This window comes from Lentzea sp. NPDC051213, assembly GCF_044455585.1.
Classification (GTDB): Bacteria; Actinomycetota; Actinomycetes; order Mycobacteriales; family Pseudonocardiaceae; genus Lentzea.
In genome coordinates this window covers 571,329-595,184 of the sequence record NZ_JBITEX010000003.1, presented here as the reverse complement: position 1 = coordinate 595,184, position 23,856 = coordinate 571,329, and the positions used below count along the sequence as shown (strand labels likewise).

Sequence of the window (23,856 nt, the reverse complement as noted above, 5' to 3'; positions counted from 1 at the left end):
TAGCGGGAGCACGGCCCCGGCGTTCGCCGCCGGGGTCGTGCTTTCCCTTGCTACGGAAGGAGATGGCGGAAGGCAGCGACCAGAAGCATTCGTTGCTGGTCGACGTCGAGAGCCCCCTGTGCCTCCTCGTCGGGAAGGAACTCCTTGTTGTTGTACGGTCCGCGCGGGCCGAACGACTCGACGCGGACCGCGATGTCCACGACGTCCGAGGTCAGCTCCACAGTGGACTGGTCGTCCGGGATCGACTCGTTCTGCTGGTACAGCTCGTAGGAGAACCGCATCCCGATCGCGCCGTCGAAGGTGGACTGCTCGCTCGGCAGCTGCATCGCGGCGAACACCGCCCGGTACAGCGCGGCTCCGGTCAGGTGCAGCGGTGTCATGACGACGTGCGTGACGCCGAGGTCGTGGCTGCGCACCGAGATCGCGACGGTCGGGCCGGTCGGCGTCGGCGGCACGGGTTGCGGGAACACCGGCAGTTCCGACTTGCGGTCCGCGCGCCAGGTCGCGACCAGGCGGTCGGCCGCGTCCAGCAGGTCGATGTGCTTGCGGGGTGAGAGCAGCGGCGGCAGCGGTTCCTCGTCGAGCCGGACGATGAACAGGAAGGCGCGGCGGCGGGTCATCTCCAGGTTGAACGCCGCGGTCCACTCCTTGGTCACCCACTCGCGCTGCGGGGTGTTCGCCGACCACAGCAGCACGTAGTAGTCCGACGTTGCCAGCGCTTCGTTGATGGCGCTGACCACGTTCTCGCCCGGCGCTATCTCGTTCTCGTCGAGATAGGCGTTGACGCTGCGTGCCTCCAGCTCGGCACGCAGCTGCTCGGCGTGCGGGCGGTCCTTGCCGGCGAACGACAGGAACACCTTGGGGCGGGTCTCGAGCGGCACGGGTTCTCCGTTCTTCCTGAGTCTTCTGCGGAGCGGGCCCGCTTTGGTCTGAACGCCTGCATCGCCGTAGAGGGACCAGCACGCCCAGTCGGCGGGGTGCCGGTCGGCGACCTCCCTCAGTGCGAGCTGCAGTGCGCGGTCTCTGGGGAATTTGGCGAGGTGGCGGTCGAAGGCGTCGAGGACGAGCGCGGCGACCTCCTGCTCGGCCAGCCAGCGGGCAGCGAGGACGGACGAGGCGCCGGCGGTGATGACCGCGCGGACGATGCCGACCTGCTCGTCGCGGCCTCTCGGCTGCGCCATGCCGGACTCGCAGGAACCGAGCACCACCGTGCCGCACGCGCTGAAGTCCATGGTTCCCAGCGCTTCCGCGGTCACCCGCTCGTTGCCGAAGCGCAGCCAGGACCGCTCGGGGTGCATGCGGTCGTGGCTGCCGTGGGCGACGATGCGGATGCGTTGGTAGCGATGCTCTTTGAGCTCCCGCTCGAGGTCGGTGACCTCGGTGAACTTCGCGCCCGGTGCCCTGGCCGCGAGCAGCGACGGGTCCGGGGTGAAGATCGCCGTGTTGTCGCCGCGTTGCCTGCGGGAGCGGCGTTTGAGCGGTGGTAGCGCGGACAGGCAGGGCAGGCTGGACAGCGCGTGCGTCTGGCCGAGGTGCAGTCTCGTGCCGGGCACCGGCAGGCCGGCGAGGGGGATGTCCGCGAGCAGATCGCCTGCCACGACGGCGATCCGGGTGGTCTTCTGCGGGAGGGCCCCGATGACGTCCGCCAGCGCGACCAGCCCGGTGAGCTCGACGAGGAGTCTGCCCAGGATCGCCGGGTCGTGTCGCGGGTTCCACGCCTTGAGCCGCTGGATCGTCTCGGTGAGCGCGCTGATGTGGACGTCGGTCGCGAAGTGCACGACCCGGCGGCCGATGATCACGTGGTGCAGCTGGTCCGGGGTGGCGTGCATCATCCACACGACCTGGTCGCGCGGTAGCTGCGCGGTCACCTTGCCGAGCCACCGTTGTGCCGCCGGCAGATCGGTGAAGCGGGGGAGGTCGCGAGGTTCGTCCAGGATCGACGCGCCACGGGCCGCCTCGACCGCGACGACCAGGCCGGCCAGCGCTTTCCTGCCTTCGCGTTCGACGCGGCGGACCGCGGCCAGCACCCGGCCGTCGTGCTCGTCGCGTGCTGCACGCAGCATCCTGATCTTGGTGCCGGGCGTTTCCTGTTGGTCGGCAACGTCTTCTTCGATGTGGTGGGACTCGGCCCAGTGCCGGGCGGCCTCGTCCGCGTGGCCGGCGTCGGCGTAGGTGTCGCCGAGTTTGCGCAGTGCCAGCGCTTTCAGCTCGGCGTGGTCCGTGCGGAGCACGGCCTCGTGGAAGTGGCGGAGGGCCTCTTCGAGCAATCCCTTGGCGTAGGCGAGTTCCGCCGCGGTCAGGTGCCACAGCGCGGTGCCGCCCTCCTCCAGCAGGCCTTCCGCCTCGATCAGCCGGTCGTCCGCGACCAGGCGGCGGACGTGGTGCAGGCGGCGTTCGGGGCTGAGCGTCTGGGTGGCGTCGGGGAGCCGTGACAGCGCCTCGGGACCCGCTGCGGCGACCAGCAACGGGAAGAGCTTGCGGGCCGCGCCCGGTTGCCTGGTCATCACCAGCAGGACTGTCAGCTCGTACAGGACCGCGAACCGCAGGGCGGGTTCGATCTCGTAGCCGGTGACGCAGCGGACCATCAGCGCGAGTGCTTCCTCGTACCGCAGCTCCCGGCGCAGGGCCGCGGCTCGCTGGAGGAACTGGGCCGGGGTGCGCGGTGCCTGGCCGTCGATCTTCGGGAACTGGGCGCCCCTGCGCACGTCGAGGAGCAGCCGGTCGTTGCCGATGTGCTCCAGGAACTCGGGGTGACCGGAGCGGCGGAAGTGGCGTTCGGCGGCGTCCAGCTCGCTTTCCGCGGTGGGGTGGTCGTAGCGGTCGGCGGCGGCCAGCGCGGCGACCCGCGCGAGGATCGCCTGCTGCAGTTCGGTGAGCTCCTCCTTGCGCAGCTCCCGCACGTCCAGCTCGGCTCTGGCGTGATCCGTCGCGGCGCTGCGGATCTGGGCCCTGAGCACCCTCAGCTCGATGTTCGGCGCGACGACCAGGTACTCGTCGCAGCGCTGGGCGGCCAGTGCGAGCGCGCCCAGGCCGAGCAGGGCGGCGCAGTGGTCGTAGGCGACGATCAGGCTGATCTTGGCGGCCACCGAGTACCAGTGGTCGGTCCCGTGCACGTTGCCGCGGCGGACGGCGGCCTGAGCCCGGAGGATCGCGTTCGCGAGGGGCGTGCCCGGTTCGATCTCCACTCAGTCCCCGCAGCCGTTCGCGCCGTCGTCCTCCGGGCAGATCAGCACGATGCGCGCGGCAGGGTTCGCCGGGCTCTTCGTGCCGCTGGGGGGTGCGGAGGGAAGGGTGATCACGATGTTGAGCCCGGTGGGCGTGCCGATCCGCGGTGCCGTGTCGATCCGCATCCAGTCCGCGCCGCGGTGCTGTTGTACGTCAGCGGGAACTGCCTGCCGGTTCTCCTTGGTGACCTCGCGGACCGTGACGGTCAGGTTCTGGGGGAGTGCGTCGGCGACGACCGGGCCGTCCTTTGTGGGCAGTGAGGCCAGGAAGCTCTCGTTGACGTAGAACGTGGTGCCGGGGGAGTTCAGCACCTCGCCCAGCGTGAGCTGCTGGGTGCTGACGCGGTGCAGCGGCGATTTGTCGACGTGGATCGCCTTGCCGTCGGTGATGCGCATGGACACGGACGTCTCGCCGTTCAGCGCTTCGAGGACCCTGGTCGACCACTGGTGTCCCGGTGGGCTCAGGAAGATCTCCTGCTTGCCGATCATGGCGCCGACGTCGCCGAACCGGACGGCGGTGAGCAGTGCGTCGGTCTCGCCGGGTTTGGCCAGCACGTCCGCGATGTCGCGGAGCATGGCGGCGCCTTCGACCGATCCGTTGTGGCCCAGCAGGGGATCGGCGCTGGCGACGGTGGCTTTGCCGTCGTGGACGTACAGGGCGGACGTGCGTCCGTCAGGGGTGCGGACCTGGTACTGGCTGCCGCTCGGCGGGGTGTTGCCGAACTGCACGACCGGTGGCCCGTCCGGAGCGGCGGCGATCGTCATGTACCCGCCGGTCGGAGGCCCTCGGGGCGCGAGCTTCGCCAGCAGGTGACCGGTGGGGCCCTGGGCGTTCGGCACCCCGACCCTCAGCGCGAGGCCTTCGCCGGCCGGGCCGTCCGGCCCGAACACGAGCCACGGCTCGTCCGCGCCACCGATGCGGTGCTGCACCAGGCCGTTCGCGTCGCGCTGGCTGTAGAAGACGTGGTCCTTGAAGTCCTTGCCCTTCTGCACCGGCTGCAGCGCTTTGATCATCCGCTGGAGCGGGCCTGCCGCCCAACTGAGCGAGATGAACGACCGGGTCTTGTCGGCGACGAGCGTGCCGAGGCGCTGGCCCTGGTAGTCGACCTGGTAGTCGATCCTTCCCTTCTCCGCCTTGAGGGTGGTGGCGAGCTGGCGCAGTGAGGTCGCTGGTTGCAGCACCTTCAGTTCGCCGAGCGGGATCACCTGGCGGCCGGTCGCGGCCGTGCGGACCTCGGCTGTTCCGTTGGCGGTGCTGAGGGTGCGTTCGACGCTGTCGACGACCTGGCGCCGGCCAGCAGGGGAGAGTTCGACGGTGACGTCCGTGATCTTGCCGTTGCCGTTGCTCAGGACCGAGTTCGTGTCCTTCGGCCCGGCGCGGCGCACGGGTTCCGGCAGGTCGGCCTTGAAGCCGTCGCCGATGCGGGCGATCCGGTCGCCGAGCGAGACCCCGCCGCGGACGCCGTAGAAGCCGCAGTTCTGGAAGGCTTTCGACGGTTTGGTCAGGACGGCTTCCTGCGTGGCCGACGGGGGCTGCACCGGTCGGATGTCGCCGCGTTCCTTGAGATCATCGCGGCTCTTGTACCACTCGGCGAACTTCAGATCGCTGCGCGGCGTGGTCAGCGGGAGTTGCTTTCCCTTGCCGGTCAACCACTCCAGCGCGCCGCTCCAGCGCATGATCTGGTCGAGCCGCGCGTACTGCGGCTCGTAGTCGGCGACGGCCTGGTAGTGCTGGTCCCACCACCGGAGCCCCCTGCCGAACGCGTAGGTCGGCTCGACCTCGCCCACCTCGCCGTCCGATCGCGAGAACAGCCGCGTCGACTGGGCACCGAGGTGGGCCTTGTCGTTCGTGAATCCGAACGCGGAGTCGTTCTGCCCGAACCACAACCGCCCGCTTTCGGCGCCGGGCTCCTTGGCGCAGTGGCTCGGCGGGGTGACCGCCTTGCTGTCCGGCAGGAACCCGCTGATGGTCGGCACACCGTCACCGACGCCGTCGACCCACTGCTTGGCGATCAGGTCGGTGTAGAAGAGCGTCATGCCGACTTCGGTGCCGGCGATGCCGCCTTCGTAGCGGGCCATGTTGTACAGCGGGCGGCCGCGCAGCAGGTTGAACATCGTCCACAGGTCCGTGCGGTCTGTGGGGAGACCTCGTAGTTCCTCCGGTGTCGCCTGGCCGAAGATGGCCAGCTCGACCAGTTGCGGGTCGATCTCCCCGGCGAGGAGCCGTTCTGTGATCTCCGGTGCGATGTTCTTGAGGACCGCGCGTACGTCTTGCTCTGTCGGGTCGTCGTCCGGCGGGTCCAGGGAGAACGCCGGCTGTTCGTGCTTCGTGTAGGCGCGTTGCAGCACAGAGACGTCGTCTGCGGTGAGTTCCGGTCCCGCCCAGTTCCAGCCGCCCGCCCACACCTCGCCGTCGCGAATCTCCAGTGTGGACAGGTGTTTCGCGGTCGCGAGGAATGTGGCGAGTGCGTTCGCGTCGTTGATGCGTGAGTTGACGTACCCGCTCTGCGCGCGGAAGTCGTTGGTGCTCTGGGGATCGCCATCAATGATGTCGATGGTGCCGCTGCGGATTTCGTATCGGTGGACCTGCACGCGTTCCGGATCGGTGCCCGTGTCGGTGCGGTGCTGGTCCAGCAGCAGTCCGGCGGTGCGCTTGTCGTTGACATCATCGCGGGGCACGAGAAGGTGCAGCGTGTCGCCGTCGGCCAGCGCCCGTCCCGGCCCGGTCGGCTGCCGTGCGAGGTCGGCGAACCCGTTGTCCCTGATGGGAAACGTGTCGTACGTGGCGTCGCGCAGGCGGTCGGTGTCCAGCTCGAGGTGCGAGGCGAGCCCGATGCGGGCCCAGTCCCTGATCTGGTCGTTCCGCTCGCTCTCGTCCTCGCTGAACGCCCCCTCCGCCGCTGCGAAGGACACGGTGAAACCCGGCTGCTGCCGTTGTGCCGCAGCGTCATCTGGCACAAGCACGACCACGATGCCCGCGGCCGCGATGAGTGCGACAACGGCCAACGTGATGAGAAGCGTTCGTTGGCGCATGGACGATCCTCCGTGCGTCGCAGATTAACGATCCAGACGGCCGTCAGATCGTTTGTCCACTTTCTGTCCACGAACTGCCCAAACGATCTTGTCGGTGCTTCTCGCCACACTGGACCCATCACGTTCGATCTGAGGAGACCGCGATGTGCTGGGACTGCGACCACCCCGCGAGCCGCATGGAAGACCACCTGACGACCCTGCGCCGCTGCATCGACGCCCGAGGCTGGGCGGTGCAGGCGATAGAACGAGACCGAGCCCATCCGCCCTGGGCGTACACCGTGGGTCTGTCGCCGCGCGGCCTGCCGGAGCTCGTGGTGACGGGCATGGCGCCGCTCGAGGCGGGTCGGCTGCTGGACGACGCGGCCGAGCACTTCGCCCACCGCTGCCTGCCGTCGCCGGGGCAGCGTTTTGCGCTGGCGGGTGGGCCGCTGTTGGAGGTTGTGGCGGTGGCGCGGCCTTGGGCTCACCTGTTGGTGGCTGCGCGGTTGTTCGGGGAGCGGATTTCGGCGTTGCAGTTGGTGCATTCGGATTTGGAGGGGCGGTGGCCTTGGGATCGCGAGTACTCCGGGGTGGTGGGAGGGCAGCCGGTGTTGGGGGTTAGAGCTCGTCCGCCTAGTCGGGGTGGTGGGTGAGCGGGTGCTGCGGTGGTTCTTGCTGGGGTGCGTAGAGGCCGGTGCGCTTGGGGTGGGTGGCGCCTTGGCGGGCCCGCGTCCCGAACTGGTGGCCCGAGCCTCGAGCAGCCCCGCCCCAGCGCACCGCTAGCCCACCGGCTGTGCCGGAGTCCGCCGGCTATCCGACCGGCTGCGCCCGAGTCCGCCGGCTACCGCACCGGCCGCGTCCCAGCGCATGGCTAGCTCACCGGCCGCGCCCGAGTCCGCCGGCTATCCGACTGGCTGCGCCCGAGTCCGCCGGCTACCGCACCGGCCGCGTCCCAGCGCATGGCTAGCTCACCGGCCGTGCCCGAGTCCGCCGGCTACCGCACCGGCCGCGTCCCAGCGCATGGCTAGCTCACCGGCCGTGCCCGAGTCCGCCGGCTACCCGACCGGCTGCGTCCGAGTCCGCCGGCTACCCGACCGGCTGCGTCCGAGTCCGCCGGCTACCCGACCGGCTGCGTCCGAGTCCGCCGGCTACCCGACCGGCTGCGCCCGAGTCCGCCGGCTACCCGACTGGCTGCGCCCGAGCCTGCCGGCTACCCGACCGACTGCCCCCGAGTCCGCCGGCTACCCCACCGGCCGCGCCCCAACGCACCGCTAGCCCACCGGCCGCCCGAGTCCGCCACTAGCCCACCAGCCGCCGCCCAAGCCCGCCGCCACCCCACCAACCGTGCCCGCCAGCTACCCCGTCAACCGCGCCCGAGCCGCCGCTACCCCACCGACCGCGAAATCCGCTCCCCAAGCCCCCGCAAATGCTCAACCAACTCAACCGGCCCATCCACGGTGAACTCACACCCCAGCAAGGTGAGCCGAAAAGCGAGGTAATCAACCGTGTCCTCAACGCTGTGCCACCGACACGACTCATCGTCAACGGCCTCCAACTCCCCAGCGAAGTCCGCAAGACGAGCCCGAGCCAGCCCCACCGGCAGCCGCAACGTCGCGCGAGCCCGATAGGTAGGCGCCGCGTCGTACATCTTCTGCGTCACGTACTCCGCAGCATCCCCGCCAGGCGGCACGCGGGGCGTGAACCGCGCACCCGTAGCCAGCGCCGAGGAGACCCGGTCCAGCCGGAAGATCCGCCAGTCATCCCGTTCCAGGTCGAAAGCGAGGAGGTACCAGCGCCGGCCGAGCGCTACCAACTGAACAGGCTCGACGTGCCGCTTGGAGACGACACCCTCATGGGCCACGTACGAGAACCGCACCCGTTCGCGGCTGTGCACGGCTCCGGCGACCACGGTGAGCTGAGCCGGGTCGACCAGGGAGGCGAACGAGGCAGCGCCGGGTGCGGTGGCCGAGGTCAGCGACGAGACGCGGCGCGCCAGGCGGGGCGGTAGCACCTGCTGCAGTTTCGCCAGCGCTCGCGATGAGGCCTCGGCGATGCCTGCCACCGGTTGTCGTGCTGCTGTGCGCAGGCCGACCACGATGGCGACGGCTTCCTCGTCGTCCAGCAGCAGGGGCGGCAGGGCCTTGCCCGCGACCAGGCGGTATCCGCCGAGCATGCCCATCGTGGCCTCGACGGGGTAGCCGAGGTCGCGCAGCCGGTCGATGTCGCGGCGCACCGTCCGCGGGGTCACCTCCAGGCGGGCCGCCAGTTCGCTGCCTGGCCACTCGCGGGGTGTCTGCAGCAGCGACAGCAGACGCAACAACCGGGCCGCATCACTCATGCCGGCAAATCTAGTTCAGAACTAGGACCGATATTGTCCTACATCCGGAATACGGTCGTCTCAACCAACGAGGGGATGGACCCGATGAACGTCGTGCCCGAGGGCTACCACACCGTCACGCCGTGGCTGATCACCAACGGCCACACGGCCGAGCTGATCGACTTCATCGTCGAGGTCTTCGACGCGACCGATCTCGGCCGCGTCGGTGAGGCGCCGGCCATCGGTCACGCCGAGGTTCGCATCGGTGACTCGGTCGTCATGCTTTTCGACAAGCCGAACTGGCCGGACACGCCGTCGTTCCTCCGCCTTTACGTCGCCGACGACGCCGAGATCCTCAAGCGCGCCACGGCTCGCAACGCGAAGGTCATCACCGAGCCGACCGAGTTGTTCTGGGGCGACCGGGTCAGCCGCTTCGAAGATCCGTTCGGCAACCTGTGGTGGATCCACCAGCGCGTCGCCGAGCCGACCGAGGACGAGCTGAACGCCAGGCTCGCGGACCCGGCGTTCGCCAAGGCCATGGACTACGTGCAGAGCGCGGACTTCACGCCGACGTCGATCCGGTGACCCGCTCCCGCTCGGCCGCGGTCAGCGTGGGCTCCGGCGACACCGAACGCCGCGGCCCACGCATGGTCGCCCACATCACGGCCGGGCTGACCAGCCGGGCCATCGGGCCGGACAGGGTGAACGCGTCGAGGAACGCCCTGGTCACCGGCGCCTCGGTCGTCGCGGTGCGCACCAGCCTGTCCACGTAGCGCTGCAGCACCCGCCCGGTCAGCGGCAACGGCTTGCCGACCGCGCCCGGATACAGGATGTCCTGGTTGGTGGCCATGGCCCAGGCGCCGTCGACCACCTTCGCGATGCCGCGCTGCACCCGCTGGGCGGTCTCGGCGACCAGGCCGGACCGCAGTTCGGCGTCCAGCACGAGGGCGCTCTGCGCGGCGATCGACATCCCGTGCCCGTACACGGGGTTGTAGGTGGCCACCGAGTCGCCCAGCGCGAGAATGCCGGACGGCCAGGACTTCAAGCGCTCGAAGAACATCCGCCGGTTCGCGGTGCTGTGCGAGCCGTACACCGGCGACAGCGGCTCGGCCTGCGAGATCAGCTCACCGACGACCGGGTTGCGGACCGAGCGGGCGAAGGCGACGAACTCCGACTCGTCCGTCGTGGGCTCGCCGCCACGGGTGCCGGACAGCGTGACCAGCCACCGGCCGTCCTCGATGGGCAGCAGGGTCGCCGTGCAGCCCGGATGCGGGTCACGGGGGTTCGCCTGCACGTTGACGATCGGAAAGCCGGAGGACGCGGAGGACGGCGCGCGGAAGATCCGCGTGGCGTAGGCGAGTCCGGAGTCGACGCTCTCGGAGTGGACCTCGGGCAGGCCGAGGTCGGTGAGCCAGGCGGGCAACCGGGAGTTCCGCCCGGTTGCGTCGATCACGAGGTCGGCCTCCAGCGAGATCTGCTCGCGGGACACGCGGTCCTCGACAAGGACCCCGGTGACCGCGTGCCGATCACCGAGCAGCGACACCGGCTCGGTACCGGTCAGCACCGAGATCTTGTTGTCCCGCAACGCCTGGCTGCGCACGACCCAGTCCAGCAGGCCACGACTGCAGGAGACGATGAACTGCATCTCGGGGAACCGCGGCACCCATCCCTGCGCGCTCAGCGACACCAGGTCGTTCGGCACGCCGATCCGGTGCGCACCGGCGGCGACCAGCGCGTCCATCGTTCCCGGCAGCACCGTCTCGATCGCCCGTGCCCCGCCCGACATCAGCAGGTGCGCGTGCTTCGCCTGCGGCACACCGGATCGCGGCGAGGGGCCGTCCGGCAACTTGTCGCGCTCCACGACGGTGACCTCGTCCACGTGTCTGACGAGGACAGAGGCCGCCAGCATGCCCGAGAGTCCTCCACCGAGGACAACGGCGTGTGTGGGTGCCATCTACTCTTTTCCCCCTGCTGCGTCCACGCGTGCGGCGTCGGAGATGGCGGCGACGACGATCGGCGAGTGCTGGAACGCCCGCGAGATCCGCACCCACCTGTCGTGTTCGGTGGCGAGGTCGGTGCCGTCGACGATCTCCGCGGCCGGCCGGCGCTTGGCGGGCTTGCGGCGTCCACCGGACCCGGCGGCCCGCAGCTGGGCGGCCTCCACGACGGCGGCGAGCTCGTCCTTGGGCAGCGCGGCCTGGCGCGCGAGGGAGGTCGCGGTCTCGCCGACGGACAGGTCGAAGTACGGCGTGAGCGCCCAGCGCCAGTCGTTGAGCTCGATGATCTGCCGGCGCACCCGGTGGTGCGGGTTGAGGAACTTGCCCGGCGCGATCAGCACGATGCCGGGGTTCACGTGCACCAACGCCCGGTGCAACGGCCGCAGCGCGAAGTACGTCCGCCAGCGCCGCACCCACAGCGATGGTGACGGCCGGCGCGGCCCGAACACCGGCAGCGCCATCGCGATCACGAGGGGGAAGATCGAGAGCGACGCCATCAGCGGCGCGGTCATGCTGAGCACGTCGAAGCTGCGCTCACCGACCCAGTCCATCAGCAGCACGAAGAGCTTGATGACCGCGAACGCCACCGGGAAGAGCCCGGCGAAGCAGTACCAGCGCAGGCCGCGCGCGAGCCACGGCCGTGCGGAGATCGCCTCGTCCCGTGCGCCCTGCCAGCAGTGGTAGGCCTGTCCGCCGCAGCCGACCATCGTGGCGACGAGGTAGATGAACAGGAACACCGCCACCGTGGGCTGCGTGGCGTAGAAGGTGTCGAAGTCGACCTGGCGTTCTTCCCCGACCTCGGACTTGAAGAACAGCACGATCATCGCCGCGACGATCGAGCCGTAGCTGATGATGATCAGCCGGACGCGGTGCCACGCCTGCTCCGGCGGGTACCGCCAGTACAGCACCAACGCGAACGCGGCGCCGGCGAAGCAGACCACGAGGCTATAAACGATCAACGCGGCGAAGTTCGGCATCCCGCTCACCCAGTTGATCCAGGTGATGTTCGCGGGGGCGGCGAAGAGCACGGCGAACGCCGAGAAGAACACGGTCGAGATCAACGCGACGACGCGCGGACTGCCCCAGCTCGAGCGCAGTGCCCGGATCTTGTACGCGAGGAGGAGCAGGCCGACGATGCCGCACGAGAGGTAGATCAGGTTAAAGATCGCCACGTCGCACCCAGCGTGATCTTCCTTCGAGAGACTCGGCGACGCGCCGCACGTGCGGCGCAGCCTCGGTGGCGGCCGTGTCGGCCCACACCCGGTGTTCGGTCAGGATCTCCAGCAGGTGGTCGGCGAGGTTCTCGGCATCGCGCTCCTCGTCCTCGGTCAGCGTCGTCCGCCCGGCGATGATCTGCGCCATCCTAGGCAACAGGTGCGGCGCGAGCTTGCGCATGCCCTCGCTGCGGCTCAGCGCCACGGGCTGGTGCTCCAGCAACACGTGGGCGAACTCGTGCAGCAGCACGTGCAGACGGTGGTACCAGGACGGAGAGTCTGCGCAGATGACGAGGTAGGTGCCGTTCTCGAGCAACGCCGTCGCGCCGCTGAGGCAGACCGCGTTCGTGATGGCGGCGAAGCGGACGTCGACCGGGCGCCCCAGCCGTTCGCTCATCAGCTCGCACACGCGGCGGCTCGCGTCCTTGTGCGTGGCGTCGGGCGGCAGGTCGAGGTCACGGGCGGCCTCGTCGACCAGCTTGCGCAGTTTCCTGCGGTTCACCCGTCGCCTCCTCTCGATGTCTGCTGTGGCGTCTCTCGGGGCGGACCAGACAGAGATCTTCACACCGGCGTCACGTCTGATCCGGGGGCGTTCGTCGGCCCTTCATCGGGAACGTCCAGCCCTCGCCGACCTCCAGGGCCTGCCGGAACCCTTCTACCGCAGCGGCCCTGGCCTGTGGGGAGAGTTGACCCGTGCGTTCGGCCAGACGGGTGACGAACTCGACCACACCGAGCTCGCGCAGCGCCAGGAAGTCGGTCAGCTCCGAGTCGACCCGTGCGGCCAGGTCGTCGTCGAAGAAGTAGGCGGGGTCGGCGCCGAAGTGGTCGGCCAGCCCGAGGATGTGCTTGAGGCGCGGGTTGTCGCTGGTAGCGCTGATCAGCTCGCGGATGTAGCTCGCGGAGATGCTGCCGTACTGCCCGGACGAGCTGATCGAGGCCGCGACCTCCTCCGGGGACCACGGCCCGCGGTCCGGCGGGTGCACCGCTTCGAAGAGCGTGCTCACCGCGTGCGCGCGCCAACCAGGCCGCTCACCGGGATGGACCTCGCCCCGGCCACCGAGGAAGACGGCGGGGTGCACACCTAAAGCGCCGGCGAGGTCGACGATCGCCTGGCAGGTCGGGTTGTCCTTGACCCCGAGCCGCAGTTGCGAGATGTAGCCGTGCCCGATGTCGCCGCCCCGCTCCTTGACCGCGGCGGCAAGCGCTACGTTGGTCACCTTGCCCTGGCGGTTGGGCGGGTTGTTGCACAGCTCGTTGAGCACCTCGGCGAACGGCCTCACGCCACACCTCCGCTGAGCGACCCCTGGCCAGCGATCATTCCACTGTTGTGGAACCCGCAGAGCATATGGCATCACAGGGGTTGAATCCACCTGTGTGTAGCCCTATGATCACAGTCCGCCGCTTCCACTGTTGTGTCGCGTTTGACCCGAACGACGTCACCTCAGTTGAAAGGGGCAGCTCGGGCCAGTCAGAGCTGAAGTCTGGGGGGACTCATGACGACTGTGCGGATGGGGCTTCCGGTGAACCATGATGGTGCAGCCCGCTCTCTTCACGTGCACGATGAGAGCGCTCCCTCACGCTGCGGTTCCTGCGCGCAGCCAGTAGGCGCGTGGGCGACGGACCGCCTGACGGGTCTTCTCGGCCGTTGGGGCTGGGACGACCAGGCACCCGCCGTGTACCGCCGTGCGCAACGCCGGTGGGAGCAGGTCGCGCTCCTCATGATCGACCTGGACCGCTTCAAGAAGATCAACGATGAATACGGTCACCCCGCGGGCGATGTCGTGCTGACGGATGTGTCCGAAGTGCTCGCGAAGCACACGCGCTCGGCAGACCTCGTGTGCCGGTACGGCGGTGACGAGTTCCTCGTGCTGCTGCCGCGAACCACCGCAGGCGAGGCGGCTGTCGTTGCCGAACGGATGTTGCGCGGCATCCGCGCGTTGCAGACCGAGGTCACCACGAACGACGGCTACGGCCTCACCCTCTACGGCCAGACCGCGTCCATCGGCGTAGCGGCGCACGTCCCCGGCGGCGAAGACACGCTCATCGACCTCGTCCGCGAGACCGACGCGGCGTTGCAGCGCGCGAAGCGCAACGGCCGTGCGCGCGTCCAGGTGCACGACCACAGCGCGTTCGCGGCCGAGCGCAACACGGACACCTCGGCCCTCAAGCACCTGCTCACGTTGCAGGACCTGATGAGCAACGACCTGCTGCCGCACGTCCTGGTCGCCCTGTCCGAGGGTGCCAAGGCGGTGGAGGAGCTCGTCCCTGCCCTCGGCCCGAAGGTGTACCGCACTCTGGAGCGCTTGCAGGACAACGGGTTTGTGCTCCGCCGCGCCGCGCGCTACGAGCTCACCGCCGCGGCCCGCGAGTGGATCAACGACGTGCTGCCGGCCGTGGCCGCGTGGACCAGCCGCCACCACGGCCTGGCGCACTGACAGCCGGCTACCGCTGGCTCAGGGCCGTCAGACGCTCCTCGACCTCGTCGGCGGTGGCGTGTCCACGCGCGAGCGCGAACATGTCGGAGCCGCGCACGGCGATCAGCGTGGGGAAGCCGCTCACGCCGAGCCGGGCAGCGCGCTGGAAGTCCTCTTCCGGCCGTCCACTCTCGAACGCGGCCACGACCGCGTCGGCGTCGAGGCCGAAGTCGGTAGCGATCGCCCGGTAGGTGTCCGGATCGGACAGACTCGAACCGTTGTGGAAGAACGCGTTCTGCATCGCGACGGCGAGCTCCGCGGCTCGTGCGGGCGCGGCCTGGCGCAGCGCGATCAGGCCCCGCGCGGCGGCCTCGGAGTCCATGACGAACGAGCCCTCGTCCAGCAGGCGGTCGAAGGCCTCGCCGAAGCGCGCCCCGGTCCGCGCGGTGACCTGGACGTTCGCGTCCTTGATGAACCCGAACTCGCGGATCGGCACCCGCCGCTGGCCGGTGAACAGGCCGCCGGAGATCACCTCGACCGGCAGGTCGGGGTGGCGGGCGGTGACGGCCTGGAGGGTGCCGGAGAAGGCGTGCGACCAGCCGCAGTACGCGTCGAAGACGTAGACGAGCTTCACGACCAGTACAAACTGTCGGGCTGGCCAGATATTTCCGCTGTGACCAGGATCAACGGTGGGTGAAGATCGTGATGGCCTGCTGGGCCGGCCACCGCTCGGCGTGGTCCCAGGCCAGCCTCACGCGGTCGAGCCGACCCCCTTGATCCGCCCCTCCCGGAACGCGTCCACGAACAGCCGGTGGTCCTCGCGCGTCTGCTGCGCGTACTCCAGCGCGAACTCCACGATCGAGTCCGCGAACGCGGCCTCCCGGCCCCCGATGACCGCCGCGATCGCCTCCTCGCACTGGAAGTCGACCAGGGTCTGCGCGGAGTCCTCGTCGGCGACGCAGTGCATCTTCGCCGTGGCGCGCCCGAGGTAGCCGAGCACCGGCAGCATGTCCGCGGGCTCGGTCAGGTCGGACCAGTCGAGATCCGCCTCGTACGGCGACAGCTCGGCCACGACGTAGCCGACACCGTCGATCTCGGTGTGCCCGAGCCACGGGTCGGCGTGCGCCTGCAGGGCCCGCTGCGAGACGGCCGTCCGGTGGCCGTGGTCGGTGAAGTACGACCGGATGCGCGAGTCGGCCACGATGCGGCTGGGCGCGGCGACGTTGGCCTGCTTCATGGACAGCACCACGTCGTTCTCCAGCGCCTGGGAGCGGCCCTCGACGAGGATGTTGTACGCGTGCAGACCGGCTGAGCCGATGCCGAACCCGCTGCGTCCCACCACGTCCTTGACGGCGTAGGTGCGGCTGCTGGCCCGCTTGCCCTTGGGAATGGTGTCCAGATAGGACTCGAACGCCCGCCCCACCGCCTCGCGCTCCGACGGCGACAGGTCGTGGATGCCCTCGCGGTCGTGGCGGAACGTGCGCTCGTAGTCGACGATGACGGTCTTCTCTTCCAGCAGGCCGATCCGGGTGGCCAGCCGCGCCCGTTGCAGCACGCGGTGCAGCGCGCCCTCGGTGTTGTCCAGGCGCAGGCTGAAGAGTTCGTCGCCGGGGCGCTCGGCGAACGAGCGGACCTGGCCGACGTAGGCCGCCACGTAGGTGCGGATCAGGTCGATGATCGCGCTGTCCGGCAACGCCTTGCGCCAGCCGAGCAGGGCCATGCTCGCCGCGAACCGGCGGACGTCCCACGTGAACGAGCCGAGGTACGCCTCGTCGAAGTCGTTGACGTCGAACACCAGCGTGCCCTCGGAGTCCATGTACGTGCCGAAGTTCTGCGCGTGCAGGTCGCCCTGGATCCAGATGCGGCTGGTCCGCTCATCGGTCCACTCGTCCGGCAGTTCGGCCATGTCGGCGTAGAAGAGGCACGCGCTGCCCCGGTAGAACGTGAACGGTTCGGCCGCCATCTTGCGGAACTTGTGCCGGAACGCGGCCGGGTCGGCCTTCATCAGCCCGGCGAAGGCGTCCTCGAGCACGCTCACGATGCGGTCCCCGCGATCGGTCATGAGACCCCTCACCTCTGATCCGGCCACGGCGGCCGGAGAACTCAACAAACCGGGAAGGCGGTGCATTGGGAAATCGGCAGGAAGACTGCCGTTGATACATGGGGGATCAACTTTGTCCAACAGAACAGTCGGCCGCGCCCTGCTCGGACTGGGTGCGCTGACCACAGCCGCGATGCTCGCGCTCGGCGGCATCGCCACGACCGCACTGGCCCAGGAGACCGATCCGCCGGCTCCTCCGTCCACATCGGCGTCGCCGCCACCAACGGAGACCACGACACCACCACCTCCGACGTCAGAACCACCTCTACCACCATCGGAGCCACCGGCGCCGACCTCGCAACCGGCACCGCCGTCCACCACCGCGCCACCCGCCAGGACCGAAGCCGTGGCCCAGACCGGCAACGTCAACGCCGTGGTCTTCGCCGACGCCAACCGCAACGGCACGCTCGACCTGGGCGAGGCGTTGAAGGACGCGAAGGTCTCGCTGCTCGACTCCCGCGGAGACCACACGAAGTTCACCGACGTGTCCGGCCGCGCGTCCTTGACCGGCATCCCGGTCGGCAGGTACCGGCTGTACTACGAACTGCCCGACGGCTGGAAAGCACACATCCCGTCCGGCGGTGCGCACGTCACCGTTGAGGCGAACCAGACCGCGGAACTGACGGTTCCCGGTCAGCGGCCGTACGCCGAGCTCTTCACCGCGACCGCGTCGTTCGACCAGGCCGGCTACGCCTACCCGGCCACCGCGCGGATCACGGTCACGCTCACCAACACCGGTGGTCACCCGATCACTGGCATCCAGGCGGACTGCACCCAGACCGGGGTCGGGCACCACCTCGGCCACGGGCCCGAGTGGGACGTCCTGCGCGGCGGCGGGGTGACGCTCGCGGTGGGAGAGCAGCGGACGATCGTGATCAACGAGACCGTGCCGGTGGGTGCTCGCGACTGGGGTGAGGCCCTGCTCCTGTGCAACTTCGCACCGGATGCCGCCGACAACTACGGCGTGTCCGTCTCCGCCCGTGTGAAGGTGACCGGCGGCAAGGGCGGCAAGACGATGGTCCTCGTCGACGACAAGAACAAGAACCGCGAGTTCGACGACGGTGAGGCGATCAGCGGCACGACGGTCACCCTGCGCGATCCGGTCAGCGGCACCGACGTCGCCAGCGTCGTCAGCGGATCGGACGGCGTGGTCGCGTTCAAGGACGTGCCGGTCGGCTCGTATCACGCCGTGCCGTCCAGCCCGTGGTCCTTCACCGTCGGCGGCGCTCCGTACGAGGTGTACGTCTACGCGCCGGGTTCCACCACGACGTACTTCATGTACCCGGCGCCGACCTCCAAGGCGGCCCTGCGGACGACCCTCGAGTTCGACAAGCCGAACTACCAGTCGCACGAGACCATGCGGATGAAGTTCACGATCACGAACGCGGGGGAGCAGGCCGCGGAACGGGTGCGCCTGCCGTGGGCGCTGATCGGCAACCCGAGGGAGGACATCACCGACTACGGCCCCCTCAAGCCCGGTGGCCCCGGCCTGCGGCTGGAACCGGGTGAGACGCGGACGGTGGTCGCGGTGAGCCCGATCAACGACTGGCGGCCCGAACCGCAGACGCTGAAGCTCGAGCACTACCTGGAGTACGCCGGCAGGAAGGACAACAGGGAGGACTGGTTCTCCGGCAGCACCACGATCACGTTCGTCGTGGGTGACGTGCGCGGCGTTCTGTACGGCGACAAGAACCACAACGGGCAGCAGGATCCCGGTGAGGCGCTGGCAGGGGCCGAGGTCAGGATCTCCCGTGCCGTTCCGCGGTACGCGGCGACGCGCGTCACGGACGCGGAGGGCCGGTTCGTGTTCGAGGACGCGCCGGGTGGTCGATGGGTCCTCAACTACACGATCTACGGGTGGAAGGTGCCCGACAGCGACACCTCGGTGCGCAGCGTGCTCGTGACGCCCGCCGGAGTGGATCTCTCGGTGCGGGCCGAACGGTCGACCGCCGCGGTGCTCCAGGCGACGACGACGTTCGACAAGGCCTCCTACGAGCCTGGTGAGTCCGCCAGGCTCACGGTGAAGCTGACCAACACGGGTGACCGCCCGATCGCCGGCATCACGGCCGCCTGCTGGGTGTACGACAAGAGCTACCTGGGCGTGGGGCCGAAGTGGGGCGACCTCGCTCCGGCGGCCGGCGGCGTGACCGTGGACATCGGTGAGACGAAGACGATCACCGTCGTCGAGGAGGTTCCCCAGGGGGCGCTCCAGTTCGGCGAGGTGCAGGTGTACTGCCGGTTCGGCCCTGACGTCGACCGCAACTACGACCTCCCCGTCGGGAGGGCCTGGGCGAGCGTGCCCGGTGGGTTCGGCTCGGTGAACGTCCGGCTCTACCACGACAAGAACCAGAACTACCGGGTCGACGAGGGCGAAGGAGTGCCGAACGTCCGGATGGTGCTCCGCAACTGGTTCGGCAACGCCGTCGTCGCCGATGGGGTGCCGGATGCCAACGGTCAGCTGACGATCCCGCGCGTGCCTGCCGGTCCGTACAAGGCGTCGATCGACGGGAAGTGGAAGTACTCCGACTCGTCCCAGGGAGAGATCAAGGTCGTCGGTGGTGGCGGGATGTCCCGGGACATCCGCCTGGAGCCGGACGAGACGAAGGAGCCGTGGCCGCCGACCCCTGGCGAACCGGGTGAGCCAGGTGAACCGGGTGCGCCCCACAACCCCGCCGCTCCCACCGCTCCCACCGGTCCCGCCGGTCCGGCGCAGCCGACCCCGAAGGTCGTGCTGGCCAAGACCGGTGCGTCACTGCTCGGGATCGGCCTGGCCGGCGCGTTGCTGGTGGCGTTCGGCCTCGGCGCGCGCATAGCGAGCAGGAATCGAGAAGCCCAGGCCCGCGGTCGCGCCTAGCGTCAACGGCATGTGCTTCATGTTCGGTGCAAGCAGGGAACAGGTGCATCGCATGCTCGGGCTCGTGGACGAGGCGGAGCACGAAGAGCCGGCCTGCGTCGAGGAGACGCCGGTCAGCGTCCCCGCGGCCGAAGACTGGTCGCAGGACTAGGGATTCCGTTCGTGCCCGGCTGAAAACTGCTGGGCATGAACGGATCCATGTCGCGCCGGAGCATCCTCGCCGCAGCGGCGGCGGGCTCAGCGGCGGTTCTGCTCGGCACCGGCCGCGCCACCGCGGCGACCCTGGTCACCCAGAGCGAGATCAACTCGCAACCGACCTTCTACGAGGTGAACGGCGCCGCGACGTCGTTCCGCTACGAGCCCGGCTTCTACTCGCGCCTGGAGACGTGGCACGTCCACTGGCGCAACTGGACGCCGCAGCACTGGACCGCGCCGCACAAGATCTACTCCTACGGCGCGTACGTCAACAAGCCCGGCATGCACGGTGAGGGCCGCGCGTTCGACCTCGCGCGCATGCTCATCACGAACCGCGACACGGGCGCGATGTTCACCGCCTTCAACGGCCGCTACGACCAGTGGCGGAACTCCTCCGGCGATGCCCTGCGCGTCGCCCGCATCCGCTACTGGGGCACGCTCGCGAGCCTGCATTACCACTTCCGGCACGTCATCTCGTACCTGGACAACGCCGAACACCACAACCACGTGCACATCGACAACGCGGTGTCGGGCAGCGGCGACTCCAGCTACAACACGTCCTCGGCCACCCAGACGCTCTTCGTCCAGGCCGCGTGCCAGTACATCTGGGGCTACTCCACGGGAATCGACGGTGACTGGGGCCCGCAGACCCAGCGCGACTCCTCCGCGGCTCTCGCGCGGGCCGGTTCCGACGGCGTGATCACCACGCAGAGCCGCTGGCTCGCGTTCTGCAAAGCCAGCGCACAGCAGGCATGGGCACTCGTGCCATGACCAAGGGGAGGAAAGCGATGAAACGAACTCTTGCCGCACTGGGACTCGCGGCGGCCGCGCTGATGTCGACCGCCGGGATGGCGCAGGCCGCTCCGGCGGGTGACTTCGAGACCATGGGTGGCTGCATCGGCAACATCTGCGGCTCGGTCATGAACGAGAGCAACAACCACCTCTGGGCGATCAAGGACTGGGGCGACACCGGCCCGAAGCCGGACTCGCGCTGGATGTACCTGGCGCCGGGAGACGAGACCCCGCGAGGCGAGGACTGGGACGGCTTCTGGGTGCCGTGCAACGCTTCCGGGAGGATCGCGGCGTGGGTGCCGCCGGGCTTCTGGCAGTGGCGGGACTTCAGCCTGTCCGCCGGGCAGTACAAGAAGATCTCCACCTACGAGGACGCGCACGTCCGGCACCAGTCCTGCTGAGCCCGTGGTGGGCCGGAAATCCCGGCCCACCACCGCTTTCTCAGGACTTGCACTCCAACAGCGCCTGGGTGGATCCGCCACCGTACGCGCTCGGGTCCACAGTGGAGCAGTGCTGCCCGATCCACGCCTGCCGCCCGTTGTCGTCCCGGCCGCCGCCAGGACCACCACCGCGCTCACCGCCGCTGAGCACGAACTTCAGCTTGCCCTCGGTGACCCACGCCTGGAGCTGGTCCACCGACGGGGCGTTGTCCGAGCCGGAGAACCCGCCCATGCCGATCACGACCTCGTCGGACCGCATGATGTACGGGGCCGCGCCCTGCGCGGAGCCCGCGACGGCGAGGGTGATCTCGGCGCCGCCGCTGTTCGCCTTGGCGTAGTCGAGGATTCGCCGCTGCTCGTCGGTGAGCACGTCGCGGTTGCCACCGCCGGGGCCTCCCATCATCCCGATCTGCGGACGGGTCGGCTGCGTGCCGTTCGGTCCTGGAGGCAGCTGTCCCTGGGGCATCTGGCCGTTTCCGCCTGGCGGCTGGCCGGCGCGGTAGAACCCCATGCCACCATCCCGCATCGCGGGTCCGGCCGCGGGCATCACGCCGTTGGTGCTGGCCGTCGCCGCGGTCGCCGTCGACCACACCGCGGGCGTCAGCAGCATCGCGACCACCGCGGCCACCAGCCCGGCCCGGCGCAGTCCCACCAGCAACGCGATGATCGCCGCCGCCGCGACTCCCACGACCGCCCACCGCGTCCACCCGTGCCACGACGTGTCGCGCGAGATCAGGACGTACGCCCACGCCGCGGTGATCGCGATCGCCAGCGGCAGCAGGAACCGGACGAAGCTCTTGGCCCGCCAGAACATCATCAGACCCGCGGCGCTGATCGCGGCGACCGCCGGAGCGAGCATCGTCGTGTAGTACGGGTGGAAGATGCCCTGCGCGAAGCTGAACACCACCGCCGTCACCAGCAGCCAGCCGCCCCACATGAACCAGCCCGCGCGCTCAGCCGGGTTGCCAGGAAGCTTGGCACGCCAACGAAGCATGCCCGCGACCGAGACCGCCACCAGCACCAGCAGGCACAACGGCAGCAGCCACGAGATCTGGCCGCCGACCGAGGCGTCGAACATGCGGGTAGCGCTGGGTTCTCCGCCGAACATCGCACCGCCCCTGGGGCCGGCGAACTCCATCTCCACCCCTGGCGGAGGCTGACCCCCCGAGCCCCGGTTGCCCATGCCACCGAAGACCCGGCCGAGCCCGTTGTAGCCGATGATCAGGTCCCACGCGCCGCCGTCCGCGCTGCCGCCGATGTACGGCTTGGAGCCCGGCCACCACGCGTGCAGCGCCACCCACCAGAACGACGACGCCACCAGCACGCCACCCGCCGCCAGCAGGTCCAGGATCCGCCGCTTGATCGGTGCGGAAGTGCCGACCAGGTACGCCAGCGCGAAGCCGGGCACCACGATCCACGCCTGGAGCATCTTCGTGAGGAACCCGCAGCCGATGAAGAACGCGCACCACAGCAGCCACTTCGTCCGCGGCCTGCTCTCCGTCGCCTTGACCGACCGGGTGAACGCGTAGGCCGCGGCGACGAGCAGAAGCACGAGCAACGTGTCGGGGTTGTTGTCCCGGTTGATCGCCACCGTGATCGGCGTCAGCGCGAAGATCAGGGCGGCGAGCAGCGCCACCTTCTCGTCCGCCCACAGCCGGACGGTGCGGTGCAACAGGAACACCGCCGCGACGCCCTCGATCACCTGCGGCAGCAACACCGCCCAGCCGTGGAACCCGAAGATCCAGACCGAGATCGCCTGCGGCCACAACGCCATCGGCGGCTTGTCGACGGTCACCACGCCGGCCGGGTCGAACGAGCCGAACAGGAAGTTGGTGAAGCTCGTCGACATGGACTTCGCGGCGGCCGAGTAGTAGGCGTTGCCGGCCTGGCCGGCGCCGATCGCCCACACGTAGAGCGCGCCTGCCACCACGCAGATCGCCACGAGTGCCCAGGCGGGCCAGCGGGCGGGCCGTGCCGGTTGTGCTGACGCGCCGGCGACGGCGGCCACTTCGGCAGTGGCGGTCATTCCTGGTCCTTTCGGTTGTCCCGGCGGAACACCCAGCTCCGCAACAGGAAGAAGCGCCCCACCGTGCCGAGGGCCGACGAGCCGAGCAGCACCACCAGCTCCAGGGTGCGGGGCGGGTCGGGGGAAACCGCGTGCAGTACGAGCAACGCGGCCGAGGTGAAGGCGTAGTAGAGGCCGAACACCACCAATCCCTGCAGATGTGATTTGCCGCGGGAGGTGTTGCGGGCCGTGAAGGTGAAGCGGCGGTTGGCCTCCGTGTTGAAGAGCGTGGTGATCACCAGCGCGGCGAGGTTGGCCACCAGCACCGGCCACCACTGCCGGAAAACGCCGTACAGAGCCAGGTTCGCGAGCGTGGAGAGCACGCCGATCACCGCGAACGACAGCACCTGCCAGGACAGCCCGCCCTCGCTGCGGCTCAGCACCGCGTCGGGGTGGATGGCCTTCGGTTGTGGCCGCTGGGGCAGGCCGAGTACGCGCGCGGTGCCGTTCGCCTTCGCTCTGGCAACCCGGATCAGCCCCTTGATGTCGTCGATGGCGGTGCCGACCACATCGACCCGGCTGTCCACGTCCTCGACCCAGTCCACCGGCACCTCGTGCACGCGCAAACCGTTGTGCTCGGCCAGAAGCAGCAGCTCGGTGTCGAAGAACCAGGCCTCGTCGCGGGCCTGGCCCAGCAACGGCCGGACGACCTCGGTGCGCGCGGCCTTGAAGCCGCACTGGGCATCGCTGAACCGCGCGCCGTGCGTGAGCCGGATCAACGCGTTGTAGGCGCGTGACACGAGCTCTCGGCGCGGCCCGCGCACCGTCCGCGAGCCCGGCGCCAGCCGGGAGCCGATCGCCAGGTCCGAGTGCCCGTTGAGCAGCGGCGCGACCAGCGGCAGCAGCCCGTCCAGCCCGGTGGACAGATCGACGTCCATGTACACGACGACGGCCGCGTCACTGGCGCCCCACGACTCTCGCAACGCGAGCCCGCGGCCCTTGCGGTCGAGGTGGTGCACGCGTACCCGCTCGTACCGCTTGGCCAGGTCGTTGGCCACCTCCAGCGTGCCATCGGTGCTGGCGTTGTCGACGACCACGATCGACCAGTCGAACGGGAACTGCTTCCTGAGAAAATCGTGCAGCACCTCGACGCAGCCGGGCAGTGCACGTTCCTCGTTGTAGACGGGGATCATGATGTCCACCGTCCCCGTGGCTTGCGCGGTTCTCACCGCCATGTGCTCTCCGTTCCACAGTGGACACAGATGTGTGACCGCTCTGGTACCGAGAGTGC

The 23,856-nt window shown here is 69.5% G+C and carries 18 protein-coding genes; 7 read left to right on the top strand and 11 right to left on the bottom strand.

Features of this window, described 5'->3' with window-relative positions:
* Positions 1-50 precede the first annotated feature (50 nt).
* Positions 51-3,185, bottom strand: coding sequence for a TIR domain-containing protein (locus tag ACIA8G_RS15875; protein WP_396419185.1), 3,135 nt, complete (start codon positions 3,183-3,185; stop codon positions 51-53).
* Complete coding sequence (locus ACIA8G_RS15870) at positions 3,186-6,257, bottom strand: hypothetical protein (RefSeq protein WP_396419184.1); 3,072 nt, start codon at positions 6,255-6,257, stop codon at positions 3,186-3,188.
* A 143-nt stretch (positions 6,258-6,400) separates the two neighbouring features.
* Between ACIA8G_RS15870 and ACIA8G_RS15865 the strand changes: the two genes are divergently transcribed.
* A complete protein-coding gene (locus tag ACIA8G_RS15865) occupies positions 6,401-6,889 on the top strand; it encodes a DUF4262 domain-containing protein (protein ID WP_396419183.1) in 489 nt (162 codons plus the stop codon).
* A gap of 731 nt (positions 6,890-7,620) precedes the next feature.
* Here ACIA8G_RS15865 and ACIA8G_RS15860 read toward each other — a convergent pair.
* Complete coding sequence (locus ACIA8G_RS15860) at positions 7,621-8,574, bottom strand: helix-turn-helix transcriptional regulator (RefSeq protein WP_396419182.1); 954 nt, start codon at positions 8,572-8,574, stop codon at positions 7,621-7,623.
* Between the two features lie 84 nt (positions 8,575-8,658).
* Between ACIA8G_RS15860 and ACIA8G_RS15855 the strand changes: the two genes are divergently transcribed.
* On the top strand, positions 8,659-9,138 hold the full coding sequence (locus tag ACIA8G_RS15855; protein WP_396419181.1) for a VOC family protein: 480 nt from the start codon (positions 8,659-8,661) through the stop codon (positions 9,136-9,138).
* Here ACIA8G_RS15855 and ACIA8G_RS15850 read toward each other — a convergent pair.
* The 4 genes from ACIA8G_RS15850 to ACIA8G_RS15835 all read right to left on the bottom strand — a co-directional run bounded on the left by ACIA8G_RS15850 (position 9,116) and on the right by ACIA8G_RS15835 (position 13,044).
* The gene (locus ACIA8G_RS15850) at positions 9,116-10,507 is read right to left on the bottom strand and encodes an NAD(P)/FAD-dependent oxidoreductase (RefSeq protein ID WP_396419180.1); all 1,392 of its coding nucleotides are present in this window, start codon (positions 10,505-10,507) and stop codon (positions 9,116-9,118) included. The genes ACIA8G_RS15855 and ACIA8G_RS15850 overlap by 23 nt on opposite strands.
* A complete protein-coding gene (locus tag ACIA8G_RS15845; protein ID WP_396419179.1) occupies positions 10,508-11,722 on the bottom strand; it encodes an MAB_1171c family putative transporter in 1,215 nt (404 codons plus the stop codon).
* Positions 11,709-12,266: a hypothetical protein gene (locus ACIA8G_RS15840; protein ID WP_396419178.1), complete on the bottom strand. Its 558-nt coding sequence runs from the start codon at positions 12,264-12,266 to the stop codon at positions 11,709-11,711. The genes ACIA8G_RS15845 and ACIA8G_RS15840 overlap by 14 nt, the downstream gene beginning before the upstream one ends.
* A 70-nt stretch (positions 12,267-12,336) precedes the next feature.
* Complete coding sequence (locus ACIA8G_RS15835; protein ID WP_396419177.1) at positions 12,337-13,044, bottom strand: hypothetical protein; 708 nt, start codon at positions 13,042-13,044, stop codon at positions 12,337-12,339.
* Positions 13,045-13,317: 273 nt separating this feature from the next.
* Here ACIA8G_RS15835 and ACIA8G_RS15830 point away from each other — a divergent pair, with 273 nt between their 5' ends.
* Positions 13,318-14,199 (top strand): diguanylate cyclase, encoded by an 882-nt coding sequence (locus tag ACIA8G_RS15830; protein WP_396419176.1) that lies wholly within the window; start codon positions 13,318-13,320, stop codon positions 14,197-14,199.
* A gap of 7 nt (positions 14,200-14,206) precedes the next feature.
* Here ACIA8G_RS15830 and ACIA8G_RS15825 read toward each other — a convergent pair whose 3' ends face one another.
* The gene (locus ACIA8G_RS15825) at positions 14,207-14,812 is read right to left on the bottom strand and encodes a DsbA family protein (protein WP_396419175.1); all 606 of its coding nucleotides are present in this window, start codon (positions 14,810-14,812) and stop codon (positions 14,207-14,209) included.
* A gap of 117 nt (positions 14,813-14,929) precedes the next feature.
* A complete protein-coding gene (locus ACIA8G_RS15820; RefSeq protein ID WP_396419174.1) occupies positions 14,930-16,240 on the bottom strand; it encodes a DUF2252 domain-containing protein in 1,311 nt (436 codons plus the stop codon).
* A gap of 112 nt (positions 16,241-16,352) precedes the next feature.
* On the opposite strand from ACIA8G_RS15820, the gene ACIA8G_RS15815 reads away from it, so the two are divergent.
* Genes ACIA8G_RS15815 through ACIA8G_RS15800 form a run of 4 tightly spaced genes read left to right on the top strand, consistent with a single transcriptional unit; the run spans position 16,353 to position 20,521 of the window.
* Positions 16,353-19,133 carry a hypothetical protein gene (locus tag ACIA8G_RS15815; RefSeq protein WP_396419173.1) on the top strand — a complete coding sequence of 927 codons (2,781 nt, stop codon included), beginning with the start codon at positions 16,353-16,355 and terminating at the stop codon, positions 19,131-19,133.
* A gap of 10 nt (positions 19,134-19,143) precedes the next feature.
* On the top strand, positions 19,144-19,284 hold the full coding sequence (locus tag ACIA8G_RS15810) for a hypothetical protein (protein ID WP_396419172.1): 141 nt from the start codon (positions 19,144-19,146) through the stop codon (positions 19,282-19,284).
* 35 nt (positions 19,285-19,319) lie between these two features.
* The gene (locus ACIA8G_RS15805; protein ID WP_396419170.1) at positions 19,320-20,099 is read left to right on the top strand and encodes a hypothetical protein; all 780 of its coding nucleotides are present in this window, start codon (positions 19,320-19,322) and stop codon (positions 20,097-20,099) included.
* Between the two features lie 17 nt (positions 20,100-20,116).
* The gene (locus tag ACIA8G_RS15800) at positions 20,117-20,521 is read left to right on the top strand and encodes a hypothetical protein (RefSeq protein ID WP_396419169.1); all 405 of its coding nucleotides are present in this window, start codon (positions 20,117-20,119) and stop codon (positions 20,519-20,521) included.
* 40 nt (positions 20,522-20,561) lie between these two features.
* On the opposite strand, the gene ACIA8G_RS15795 is transcribed toward ACIA8G_RS15800, so the two are convergent.
* Together ACIA8G_RS15795 and ACIA8G_RS15790 are read right to left on the bottom strand one after the other, a co-directional pair.
* Positions 20,562-22,586, bottom strand: a complete 2,025-nt coding sequence (locus tag ACIA8G_RS15795; RefSeq protein WP_396419168.1) for an ArnT family glycosyltransferase — start codon at positions 22,584-22,586, stop codon at positions 20,562-20,564.
* The gene (locus ACIA8G_RS15790) at positions 22,583-23,800 is read right to left on the bottom strand and encodes a glycosyltransferase (RefSeq protein WP_396419167.1); all 1,218 of its coding nucleotides are present in this window, start codon (positions 23,798-23,800) and stop codon (positions 22,583-22,585) included. Before ACIA8G_RS15790 ends, ACIA8G_RS15795 begins: the two co-directional genes overlap by 4 nt.
* Between the last annotated feature and the right edge of the window lie 56 nt (positions 23,801-23,856).